This is a genomic window from Neptunomonas sp. XY-337, from assembly GCF_004959845.1.
GTDB classification, from domain to species: domain Bacteria; phylum Pseudomonadota; class Gammaproteobacteria; order Pseudomonadales; family Balneatricaceae; genus Neptunomonas; species Neptunomonas marina.
In genome coordinates, this window is sequence record NZ_SPLL01000005.1 from 211,023 (window position 1) to 223,195 (window position 12,173).

Below are 12,173 nucleotides of genomic sequence, written 5' to 3' on the forward strand. Positions count from 1 at the left end.
GATCAATATTACGAAGAGAAAATCACACAACACCGATCCTTGCGTGTTTTCAGTTTAAGAAAGTTAGGGTGTAACAACAATGAAATTCAGCGAATTATTAAAAGAATCAGCTTATATCAATGGTCAGTGGGTCGACGCAAAGTGCGGCGGAAAAATGGAAGTTATCAATCCAGCCGATGGTAGCTACATTGCTTCTGTTCCTGATCTTGATGTTGACGATGCAAAGAACGCGATTGCAGCGGCTGAGGTGGCATTCCACTCATGGAAGAAAACCACAGCGAAAGCGCGTGCTGCTATTCTCCGTCGTTGGTTTGACCTAATCACTGAAAACGCTGACGTGCTGGCAGAGCTTTTGACAAAAGAGCAAGGCAAGCCATTGCGTGAAGCAAAAGGCGAAGTGCTCTCATGCGCATCCTTTTTTGAGTGGTTCGGCGAAGAAGCCAAGCGCACATACGGCGAAAACATCCCATCAAACATGGGCAGCACACGTCTACTAACGATCAAGCAACCGATTGGCGTTGTAACGGCAATTACGCCGTGGAACTTCCCCATTTCGATGATTGCACGTAAAGCAGCGCCGGCTATCGCCGCAGGGTGTACGATCGTGATTAAACCTGCAGAGGATACGCCGCTATGCGCACTCGCATTAGCTGCACTGGCAGAAGAAGCGGGCGTTCCAGCAGGTGTTATTAACGTTGTAACGACGAAGCGCCCTATTGAAGTGGGCCGCGAACTTTGCACCAACCCGATTGTTAAGAAAGTCTCTTTCACAGGCTCAACGCCGGTTGGCAAAATCATCCTAGGGATGGCAGCTGAAACCGTTAAGAAAGCCTCGATGGAGCTGGGTGGCAACGCACCTTTCATTGTGTTTGATGACGCTGATCTTGAATCTGCTGTCGCTGGGGCAATCGCTTCTAAATATCGTAATGCAGGCCAAACTTGCATCTGTACAAACCGCTTCTATATCCAAGCGGGCATTTACGACGCATTCGCAACGCGCTTCAAAGAGGAAGTTGAGAAGCTAGCGTTAGGTTCTGGCTTTGATAGCAGCACAGATATTGGTCCACTTATTAATAATGCAGCGGTCGATAAAATCGATGGTCTGGTGCAACGCGCCGTTCAAGAAGGTGCTGAACTAAAAGTAGGTGGTCAACGCGACGCGGCTGGTGAGCGCTTTTACCAACCGACGCTGCTCGCCAACGTTACCGATGAGATGGAGATCTCCCAAGCAGAACTGTTTGGCCCCATTTCAACATTATTTAGCTTTGAAGACGAAGCTGAAGTTATCGAACGCGCGAACAACACACCGTTCGGCCTAGCTGCTTACGTATACACCCGCGATATTGGCCGCGTATGGCGCGTATCTGAAGACCTTGAATACGGTATGGTTGGCGTCAACGAAGGCTTAATCTCGAACGAACTTGCGCCATTTGGCGGTGTTAAAGAGTCAGGCGTCGGCCGTGAGGGCTCTAAGCACGGCATGGATGACTACATGGAACTGAAGTACATCTGTATGGGTGGTATCTAACCCGCCCGCTTTAACGATAAAGGTTATGGGAGTTAAACCTTTGTTTGGCTCTCATAAAAGTTTAAATCGAATAGCGGTGATTTTTCCTCCCGCGCTCCCCCTTTATCGTACACACACAATTGCACATCTCTATTTAATGGTTGCAGATATATGAAAAACTATAAGAGTCTCGATGCTTTCTGGATGCCGTTCACACCCAACCGCGCATTCAAAGCAAACCCACGTATTGTTAGCCGCACTGAAGGTGTATTTTGCTACACCGACGACGGTCGTCAAATTCTTGATGCGACAGCAGGTCTGTGGTGCGTAAACGCAGGTCACGGCCGTAAGAAAATTGCCGAAGCGATTGGTAAACAAGCTCTTGAGCTGGACTACACATCGCCATTCAACTTCGGTCACGATATTGGCTTTGAGTTTGCGGAGCGTTTGATTCAGTACACGCCAGACCCATTGAATAAAGTTTTCTTCGCAAACTCCGGCTCAGAAGCCGTTGAGAGTGCGCTTAAAATCGCTCTGGCATACCAAAACGCGCGCGGCAAAGCGAACAAATTCAAGTTGATTGGCCGTGAAATGGCTTACCACGGTGTTAACTTCGGTGGTATCTCGGTGGGCGGTCTTACACCTAACCGTAAGGCGTTTGGTCCATTGCTGCCAGTCGACCACTTGCCACACACGCTAGACCTTGAAAACAACGCCTTTAGCAAAGGCTTGACTGAACACGGTCTAGATCGCGCTGATGCACTCGAAGAGCTGATCAAGTTCCACGATGCTAGCAGCATTGCAGCAGTGATCGTCGAGCCAATCAGCGGCGCTGGTGGTGTTATTATCCCACCAAAAGGTTACTTACAGCGCCTACGTGAAATCTGCACAAAGCATGACATCCTGCTGATCTTCGACGAAGTCATCACTGGCTGGGGTCGCCTAGGTGCGCCTTTCGCGGCTGTTGAGTTCGATGTAGTACCTGACATGATCGTATCTGCGAAAGGTATCACCAACGGTATCGTTCCTCTGGGTGCAGTATTTGTAGCAGATCATATCCATGACACGATCATGGAAAACTCACCTGAAGGCGGTGTTGAGCTTTACCACGGCTACACGTACTCAGCGAGCCCTGTCGCGTGTGCAGCAGGTATGGCAGCGCTTGACGTATATGAAGAGGAAGGCTTGCTAACACGCGCCTCCGGCGAAATTGGTAAATACTGGGAAGAAGCACTGCACAGCTTGAAGGATATCGAGCAGGTCGTCGATATCCGTAACTACGGCTTAATTGGTGCTGTGCAGTTTGCACAACCAGAAGGCAGCAGTGCACCAATCGGCGGGGCTTTCCAAGTGAAGTGTTACGAGAACGGCGTTATGATCCGCGCAATGGGCAACATCATCGCCTTCTCACCACCACTGACAATCGAACCTGAGCAGATTGATCAATTAGTAGCTGCCATTCGTAAAACAGCAAGCGAGCTGTTTTAACCCCTTTGTAGGCAGTGACACCCCACTGCCTACTCATGCGTGAAGGTTCGCCCTTTTCAGCATTAGCTGCCCTGCTGCACTGGCAGGGCCGTCTCACCCTTCGCTTATGCTCCGCGTAAGCAACAAGCTCTAACGCAAGACCTTGGCCCGTCGATGCTAATCCACGGGTCTTTTTTATTCCCCTCTCATATAAATGTCATCAATATTTTGTAGGCTAAAAACCCTTTAAGCATACGACTTTTGCGTAATGCCAACCTATTTACACCCCAAAAACCCTAATAAACTCAAAGGTTTTTGCTAAAGTTTGACCTATGCAAAACTTTACGTTTTAAGAGCCTGATGTAATTCGCCTACCCCCTTTGCTAACTTGGCTGTGTGTCATGCTGGTACCAAAAATCCGGCGTTATAAAACAATTAGAAAGAGAATGAAGACATGCGGAAAGTTCTTTGCAAATTTAAAAAACAGATTATTTCTAGCTCTTTGGCTGTCACTCTAGGTCTAGGTGCTGTTGCAGCGTCCACTGCACAAGCAGCTGAACACAACTGGCGTTTTGCAAACCTTTACACACGTGGTACAGCGTTTGGTGAAGTGTATGGAAATCTGGCAAAAAATATCGAAGAGATGTCTAACGGCCGCATCAAAGTTAAGATGATGTACGCTGGTGAAGGTGTCGACACAAAGGGCATTCTAGGTGCTGTGAAAAGTGGCCTGATCACAATGGGCGCGACATTCCAGCCGATGAACGCTGGCGAACTACCTGCGGGTATCGTTGAAGTTGGTCTACCTGGCGGTACTGCTGACGTTGGTGAACTGAGTGTGCTTTTCCACGAGAAAGGCTGGAACGAAGTCCTAACTAAAGCCTATGGCGAGCAAGGCCTAGTTTACCTAGACCCTTACATTCAGCCACCTGTTTACTTGCTGACAAAGAAAGAGATCAAATCTGTTGAAGACTTCAAAGGTTTGAAGCTTCGTGCACCAGGTGCATACGGTAAGTTCGTACGTAACTTGGGCGCTTCTCCAGTATCTCTAACGTGGAGCGAGATCTACACAGGTTTAGCAACAGGCGTTATCGATGGTTCTATCGGTTCTAACCTGATTGACCACCGTGACGGTAACCACGTTGAAGTAGCGAAATACATGTACCGCCTACCACTCGCAGGTGCACAAGTTCTACCTGTATTCGTGAACCAGAAAGCTTGGAACAAGCTACCTGACGACCTGAAAGCGATTGTTAAAGCAGCAACAGCTGTTCACGCTCGCGAGCAGATGACTAAATCACGTCTATGGGAATCTGAAGCGATTGCTGACATGGAAGCAAAAGGCATGAAGTGGAGCCCAGCGCCATCTGCTGAAGATAAAGCAGCATGGACAAAAGCAGGCGAATCCCTATGGGATGAATACTCTGCTCAAGATAAGCACAGCAAAGCGCTTATCGACATCCTGAAAAAGCAGTAATCACCGCTTAACTCAGTACCGAAGAAGCTTCTGACTCTTGGGTCAGAAGCTTCTTTATTTCGCCCCTCTGGCAGTATACTGAGGCCTGCAAAAGGTAAAGGGAAGTTCCTTTAGATTCCTTTCATTTCAAGGCTGTATAACCATGTTCACATCAACCCTTAGACTCTATTGCACTGCAGTGCAAAGGCTTGTTGCCTTTATCGGCCGTGGTGTTTCTATCCTGATGCCGATGATTGCGCTTGTCATCGCGTTCGAAGTGTTTGCGCGCTACTTTCTAAACAAGCCAACGATATGGGCTTATGATCTATCGCTGTTTCTATCAGGTTATCTCGCAGCGCTTGGTGGTGCCTATGCTCAGCAGCGCAAAGCACACATCAATGTGGATATCTTGTACCTGTCTGTTTCTGCCAATGTGAAGCGTATCTTTCACCTTGTTTCCGGTGCGCTGGCCATCTTTTTCATGGCAGTGGTGGTATTGGTGTCTATTGACAAATTCAACGAAGCGCTCAACTTCAATTATCGCCGTATGAGTGAATGGGCGCCGCCAATGCATCACTTCTGGATGATGCTGATCGTCGCGTGCTCTTTGCTGATACTTCAGATTATCAGCGACATTATTAACGATCTTTATCACCTTGTTACAGGGCGTGACTTGGTACCGGTATCTGACGAAGATGCGGAGGATGACAATGGAAATTGAATTACTTACTGGCGTCCTGCTGCTGTGTATTCTCGTTGCCTTTGCAATCGGAACTCCAGTTGGTTTAGCACTGGGCGGCATCGCCATGGCAATTGGCTACAGCACGTGGGGTGAAGGCATTTTCAACATCGTGCCAAGCACTTTCGAATCAATCTTGTTTAGCTTCATTCTGTTGGCTATCCCGCTATATATCTATATGGGGCAGCTGCTCACCCGCTCAGGCATCGGCGATGCGATGTTTAATGCCAGCCAGTTGGTGATCGGTAAGGTACGTGGGTCATTGGCAATTAGCGTTGTGGGCGTTTGTTCCATGATTGGTGCCATGGTAGGCATCATTGGTGCAGGCATCATGACATCCGGCAGTATCGCGCTAAAACCCATGCTAGAGCGCGGTTACGATAAGCGCCTTGCTTTAGGCGTTATTATGGCCGGTGGTGGTCTTGGTATTTTGATTCCGCCAAGCGTACCAATGATCATGTTTGCAGCGTCCACGCAAAACTCCGTGGGTAAAATGTTCATTGCCGCACTTGTACCTGCTGTGGTCACGATTGTTTTGCTGGTTACGTATATCGTTATCAGTTGCAAAATTAATCCAGAAAAAGCACCACTAGGAACAGGTGCCGAAGCTAAGATGACGCCAGAGCAGAAGTTCCGCACTCTGCGCGATGGCTTACTATCGGTTCTGCTTATCGTAGCAGTGTTGGGAAGTATCATTAGTGGTATTGCAACGCCCACAGAGTCAGGAGCAATCGGCGTCGTTGGTGCGATTATACTAGCGTTCTTCTTTAAACGTTTCCGGTTTGGTCTGTTCAAGTCCGCAGGTTTAGAGACAGCTATGCTTGTGAGCGTAGCCATGTGGATCATTCTGGGTGCCACCCTCTTCAGTAACTTCCATCTATTGATGGGTGTTCAGGATATGGTTGCGGGCTTCACCTCTGACCTTGGCCTCCCCCCGCTGGGCGTTGTTATCATGATGCAGCTCGTGATGCTGTTGCTCGGTTTCATCATCGATGAGTTCATCATCGTATTGATGTGTGCACCGCTGTTCACGCCGATCGTCGTTGATCTCGGTTTCGACCCAATTTGGTTCGGTATTTTGATGATTCTTAATATCGAGATTGCAGTACAAACACCACCTTACGGCTTCGCCCTCTTCTACTTGAAAGGTATCGCGCCGCCTGATGTCACCATGCTTGATATCTATAAATCGGTCACGCCGTTTATTCTTATCAAGTTACTGGTGCTCATACTGTGCTTGCTCTTCCCTGATGCCGTGATGTGGCTACCGAACAAGATCATGGGGTAACTTGTTATGTATAACAATATTCTGATTCCGATCGACCTAGAGCATGTCGAGATGTTTCCGCGAGCGGTTGAAGTGGCGATTCAGCTGTTCGGAAACGAAAAAGGCAAGATACATAGCTTGTATGTGGACTCCACCAAGATCCACAGCATCTCATTCACGCAGGTGGACAACGAAGTTGCAAGCCAGATGCGTAAAGAGATGAAGAAGCGTGTACGCCGCGTCTTTGAAGAGCATGTTCCAGAGGAGATACAAGGCAGCTGCCACATCCGCAACGGCGTTGTTTATGACGAGATCCTTGAGGAGGAAAGCCGCTTGCAGCCCGATGTCATTCTAGTGGCCGCGGGCAAACCTGGCGTTGCTAGCTACCTGTTGGGCTCTAATGCCGAAAAGGTCTTGCGTCACGCGCAAGGTAACGTCTTTGTTATCCGCGATAACAAACACTGGTAGAACAAAAAAGGGGAGCTTAGCTCCCCTTTCTCATTCATAGCACACTACTAGTTTTCAGTGATCAATTCGCTAATGATGGACACCGGAGACATCAAGTGAGCATACATCAGCGCACTTGCCCTCTCTGCATTTTTGTCGAGCAGTGCATCGACCAATGCTTGGTGCTCCTCCCGCTTTGCCGCCAGCGCAGACTGCGAGAATACCGTCTGCTTAAGCCAAAGCTGCCGGTAGCGTTCGGCTTGGTCAAATAAAGCGGCGCGCATCTCGAGCAGCTTCGGCGAGCTACAGCCCTTCGCTATCGCCAAATGGAATGCTTTATGGCGCATATCCCAAATATTGAGCATATCTTCAGCCGAGTTGATCTCATCGACCCGCGCTAACGTGTGTGCTTTACCGATGACTTCCGCCTCCCACTGCTCATCACCCCGCTCCACGGCCAAACGAACAATCAAGGCCTCCAGATGAGCACGCGCATCATAGATATCTTCCATCTCTTCCTGAGTCATCTGCGCTACCCGAAAACCACGCTGGCTAATAGCTGTGACTAAACGCTCTGATACGAGCTGCGAGAGCGCCTCACGCATAGGCCCAGCCCCAATATCGTACTGGGTTTTCAGATGGCTCATTAGTAGCTTGTCGCCGGGCCGATGAGCGCCATTGATAATATCAGCCTTCAACAGGTCATAGGCGATTGCCGCCTGGCTTGTCTTCTCTTCACTCATGTCGTTTGTAATCGCCCTTTTAGCGTCAGCGCTTTTCAATAGATGGTGCGAATTATATCCCGCCGTACAAAAGTGACAACATGGATAAAAATCAATAAAACATAAAAATGTAGATATTTTTAAATTTTAGCGATATTATTAACTCATCTTAAAGATTAGCCATCCAGGAATAAGAAAATGAACAGCATTGTTAACCTAGATACACAATTCACAGGTTTCTCCGTTAAACCAAGCGAACAATACCCAGAACGTCTGATTGAGTTGACGTTCACAAAAGAAACACTCGATGCATTCTTCGCTGCAACTGAAGAGTGGCCTGTTCAAGCATTGGAATATAAGTCTTTCCTACGTTTCCGTGTGGCGAAGGTTTTAAACGATATCTGCGGTGGCAAGCTGCAACAATTCCTGATCGACACAATGGTTGATCGCGGTACAGGCGCAATCCTGTTCAAGCCTGAGGGCCTAGACGACGTATCTCGTGCAGAAGATATGGTTAAGCTAACAACAGCCGTTGCTCATAGCTATGGTCGTTCAAACTACGATGCAATGAGCGGTCAATACTACGCACGCTTTGTCGTACAAAACGTCGACAACTCTGACAGCTACCTGCGTCAGCCGCACCGTGTAATGGAGCTGCACAACGATGGTACATTCGTTGAACAAGACACTGACTACGTTCTGATGCTGAAAATTGATGAGCAGAACATGGAAGGTGGTAACTCCCTGCTGCTACATTTGGACGACTGGGAAGGCCTAGAGAAGTTCTCTAACGATCCTATGGCTTACCGCGAACTGCGTTGGTCTGCGCCACCAAGCAAAAAAGTATCGAAAGAGGTCTTCCACCCAGTATTTGATCTGGACGTGGAAGGTAAGCCGATCATGTCTTACATCGATCAGTTCGTTCAGCCTGCTAACTACGAAGAAGGTAACTGGTTGTGCGACCTATCTGAGTCGATCGAAAACAGCCCAGCTATTCACGGTATTCGTGTTGAAACAGGTAACTTCTTGCTGATCAACAACCACTTCTGGTTGCATGGCCGTGACAAGTTCACGCCACATGATGGTCTGCGCCGTGAGTTGATGCGCCAGCGTGGTTACTTCACGCACAAGAAGACGCTACGTAAACCAACACAGTAAGTGTCATAAAACATATAATACACAAAGCCACTGACCTCTCAGTGGCTTTGTCGTCTCAGCTTTACAGTTCTTAGCGAGGTCAGGGTGTACGATTTTATTATTGTTGGCGGCGGTATCGTCGGTATGTCAACTGCAATGCAGCTTCTGCAACAGATGCCAGACAAGAAGGTTCTGGTCTTAGAGAAGGAAAGCAGCGTTGCCCAGCATCAAACAGGCCACAACAGTGGTGTTATTCATGCCGGTGTTTATTACACACCGGGTAGCCTTAAAGCGAAGTTCTGTCTCGAAGGCAACCGCAACACTAAAGACTTCTGTGACGAGAACGGTATCCCATACGACGAGTGCGGTAAGCTTCTGGTAGCAACCAACGATCTTGAGATGGAGCGCATGAAGGCGCTGTGGGAACGCACCGAAGCGAATGGTCTAGAGCGTAGCTGGTTATCTGCTGGTGAGCTAAAAGAGCGCGAGCCAAATATCACGGGTGTGGGTGGCATCTTTGTTCCATCAAGCGGTATCGTCAGCTATAAACGCGTCACCGAAGTGATGGCGGAAAAATTCCAAGAGATGGGCGGCACGATCGAGTTCAACTGCATGGTGACCGGCGTTACGGAACGTGCAGGTGAGGTCAACGTATCCACATCAAAAGGGACTTTTAGCTCGCAATACATGATCTCCTGTTCTGGCTTAATGGCTGATCGCGTAGTGCGCATGCTGGGTATTGAGCCTCAATTTAAGATCTGCCCATTCCGCGGTGAATACTACCTGCTCAAGCCTGAGCTCAATCAGGTTGTAAACCACCTGATCTATCCGATCCCTGATCCAAACATGCCATTCCTAGGGGTTCACCTGACACGCATGATCGATGGGACAGTTACCGTTGGCCCTAACGCGGTGATGGCATGGAAGCGCGAAGGCTACAAGAAGACAGATATCTCCTTGAAAGATAGCCTTGAAGCACTGACTTACCCGGGTATTCTTAAGGTACTCAAAGATAACCTGAAGCCGGGTCTGATCGAGATGAAGAACTCATTGTTCAAGAGCGGTTATCTGAAAGAAGTGAATAAGTACTGCCCGATGATCGAGAAGGCAGACCTTAGTCCTTACCCTGCTGGTGTGCGTGCACAGGCGGTTTCTAAAGATGGTAAGCTCGTTGACGATTTCCTATTCGTAAACACTGATCGTACGATCAATGTCTGCAACGCACCATCACCAGCTGCCACATCTGCACTGCCAATTGGCCGCCACATCATCAATGCAGCCGCAGAGCAGTTTAATCTAAAAACGGTGAGTGACCTTAAGCAAACGGCTTAAGATCCCTACCCGGAAACAAAAAAACCCTGCCAAAGCAGGGTTTTTTATTACCTAGGATGTGCTCGATTAAGCAGCGTAGTTCTGCGCTACGAAGTCCCAGTTTACAAGCTTCCAGAACGCATCAATGTAGGTTGGGCGAGCGTTACGGTAGTCTACGTAGTATGCATGTTCCCATACATCACACGTCAGCAGCGGCGTGTCACCTGAGGTTAACGGTGTACCTGCACCTGTTGTGCTCGCCAGCGCTAGGGAACCGTCAGCTTTTTTGACCAACCAACCCCAACCAGAGCCGAATGTACCGATAGATGTTTTTGTAAACTCTTCTTTAAACGCGTCGAATGAACCAAACGCTTCATTGATTGCGTCAGCCAAAGCACCTGTTGGCTCACCGCCGCCGTTCGGGCTCAGGCAGTTCCAGTAGAACGTGTGGTTCCAAACCTGTGCAGCATTGTTGAACAAACCACCAGTCGATGTCTGGATGATCTCTTCTAGGCTTTTGCCTTCATTCTCAGTGCCAGCGATAAGGTTGTTTAGGTTAACAACATAAGTGTTGTGGTGCTTGCCGTGGTGAAACTCCAACGTCTCTGCTGAGATGTGAGGTTCCAGTGCATTTTTCTCGTAAGGAAGTGCTGGTAATTCAAAAGCCATGGTTCTTCTCCATTCAATATAGTGTGAATCACTCGCCGAAGTAGGCATCAAACCTGCTTACTCCGTCACGGCACCTCTCGTAGGGGATGACTCCCGCTGGGTGCTTTCCGCTGTGCATTACAGAAGCTCAATCATACCACCTGCTAGCAGTGCTATCTACGCACCAATCATGTGGTCTTTGGAGGAGATAAAGTCTATAAAGTTAACGACTTAACAGGTAATTGGCTTACACATTATGTTGTTAAACCTAGAGGTTGATTCACTTAGGGGCGCCAACGAAAATCCCCACAACAACCAAATTCAAAGCCATGCTAAAACGCTAAACCTCAATAATGAGTGATGTATAACCATTCTCACCAGCCAAAGAGCATTTGGGCAAAACGTAACAAGACTGCGTGAGAACTCACATACTTTTGTGATGTTTCGGGATATTTGCTTGCCCAAATTGTTACCTAATTTGGACAACTCTTTAGCGGTCACCCCATACACTGAGCCCGGCTGCATATTCTCATCATTCCACTTCGCCAGTTAAAATGAGGTATTACATCATGGTACGGTTAACTAAACAGGTGAGTGCACTCGCATTTGCCATCAGCGTAGCTGCATCTACATCAGCCATCGCTTCAGAGGACGGTTTCTATGTAGGCGGACAGCTACAAAGCTCTACCTTCGGACATACTATTCAGCGTGATACAGGCAGCGCAACTAACCCGAGCATCACCACCTTCACTGAAGAATCGGACGCAGCTTTTGGTATCCATGCAGGCTATAAACATCACCTAACCAGCGACGTTTTCGTAGCTGCAGAGGTGTTCTATAACGCCGAAGGAGCTGAAACACGCAATATCAACAACATGCTTCAAACCGAGCTAGAACTAAACTCGACTTATGGTATTAACTTCAAAGCCGGTGTTGATGTAACTGACAAGTTTTCTGTGTACGGTATTGCCGGAGCCACAGTGCTCGACTTTGATATCCACAACAGCTATCCCTTCGCACCACCTATGCGCAGCGGCAGTGCAGATGAAGTAGGCCTATCGTTAGGTGCCGGTTTCGAGTACCACATTGATGATAGATGGTCCGTTCGTGCTGAATATGTTCAAGTCCAAGACGTAGACTTCTCACCACTACCTGAAGTTGCTGTACCAGGTAAGATCAACCCAAATGACGTTGACTACAGCACACTGTCGTTCGGTGTAAGCTACCGTTTCTAAACGCCTAAACCTATCCAGCCCTCTTCCCCTCTGCTGGATAGGTTCACCACAGACCAATTAATTCCGATAAAGGAGAGTAATGTTATAGTGAAAAATAAAAATTTCCTGTTTTAAAAAGTGGCTTCAGGTACACGCACAAAAGGGATTTTACTGATCAGAGCAGCAGAATTTTAAGCCTTCTCTTATAGTCGTTCGCGACACTATTAATTAAAACCAATAAAACAATCCACCATTTAA

The 12,173-nt window shown here is 48.2% G+C and carries 11 protein-coding genes; 9 read left to right on the forward strand and 2 right to left on the reverse strand.

The features are described from left to right. Positions 1–79: 79 nt before the first annotated feature. The 6 genes from E4L36_RS12780 (at position 80) to E4L36_RS12805 (ending at position 6,904) form a co-directional block, all read left to right on the forward strand. A complete protein-coding gene (locus E4L36_RS12780) occupies positions 80–1,528 on the forward strand; it encodes an NAD-dependent succinate-semialdehyde dehydrogenase (RefSeq protein WP_127692410.1) in 1,449 nt (482 codons plus the stop codon). 150 nt (positions 1,529–1,678) lie between these two features. Next, positions 1,679–2,995 (forward strand): aspartate aminotransferase family protein, encoded by a 1,317-nt coding sequence (locus E4L36_RS12785; protein WP_136680932.1) that lies wholly within the window; start codon positions 1,679–1,681, stop codon positions 2,993–2,995. Positions 2,996–3,428: 433 nt separating this feature from the next. Next, positions 3,429–4,451: a TRAP transporter substrate-binding protein gene (locus E4L36_RS12790; RefSeq protein ID WP_127692408.1), complete on the forward strand. Its 1,023-nt coding sequence runs from the start codon at positions 3,429–3,431 to the stop codon at positions 4,449–4,451. Between the two features lie 142 nt (positions 4,452–4,593). Further along, entirely contained in the window at positions 4,594–5,151 is a 558-nt protein-coding gene (locus E4L36_RS12795) for a TRAP transporter small permease (RefSeq protein ID WP_127692407.1), read from the forward strand. Next, on the forward strand, positions 5,141–6,457 hold the full coding sequence (locus tag E4L36_RS12800) for a TRAP transporter large permease subunit (protein WP_127692406.1): 1,317 nt from the start codon (positions 5,141–5,143) through the stop codon (positions 6,455–6,457). Before E4L36_RS12795 ends, E4L36_RS12800 begins: the two co-directional genes overlap by 11 nt. A 6-nt stretch (positions 6,458–6,463) precedes the next feature. Further along, entirely contained in the window at positions 6,464–6,904 is a 441-nt protein-coding gene (locus E4L36_RS12805; protein ID WP_136680933.1) for a universal stress protein, read from the forward strand. Between the two features lie 47 nt (positions 6,905–6,951). On the opposite strand, the gene csiR is transcribed toward E4L36_RS12805, so the two are convergent. Then, positions 6,952–7,626 carry a DNA-binding transcriptional regulator CsiR gene (csiR, locus tag E4L36_RS12810; RefSeq protein WP_136680934.1) on the reverse strand — a complete coding sequence of 225 codons (675 nt, stop codon included), beginning with the start codon at positions 7,624–7,626 and terminating at the stop codon, positions 6,952–6,954. A 177-nt stretch (positions 7,627–7,803) separates the two neighbouring features. Between csiR and glaH the strand changes: the two genes are divergently transcribed. Together glaH and lhgO are read left to right on the forward strand one after the other, a co-directional pair. Continuing rightward, on the forward strand, positions 7,804–8,763 hold the full coding sequence (glaH, locus tag E4L36_RS12815; RefSeq protein WP_136680935.1) for a glutarate dioxygenase GlaH: 960 nt from the start codon (positions 7,804–7,806) through the stop codon (positions 8,761–8,763). 84 nt (positions 8,764–8,847) lie between these two features. Next, positions 8,848–10,074, forward strand: a complete 1,227-nt coding sequence (gene lhgO / locus E4L36_RS12820) for an L-2-hydroxyglutarate oxidase (protein ID WP_127692402.1) — start codon at positions 8,848–8,850, stop codon at positions 10,072–10,074. A 66-nt stretch (positions 10,075–10,140) separates the two neighbouring features. Here lhgO and sodB read toward each other — a convergent pair whose 3' ends face one another. Continuing rightward, positions 10,141–10,722: a superoxide dismutase [Fe] gene (gene sodB / locus E4L36_RS12825; protein WP_136680936.1), complete on the reverse strand. Its 582-nt coding sequence runs from the start codon at positions 10,720–10,722 to the stop codon at positions 10,141–10,143. A gap of 548 nt (positions 10,723–11,270) precedes the next feature. Between sodB and E4L36_RS12830 the strand changes: the two genes are divergently transcribed. Then, complete coding sequence (locus E4L36_RS12830; RefSeq protein WP_169051542.1) at positions 11,271–11,936, forward strand: porin family protein; 666 nt, start codon at positions 11,271–11,273, stop codon at positions 11,934–11,936. Positions 11,937–12,173: the final 237 nt, after the last annotated feature.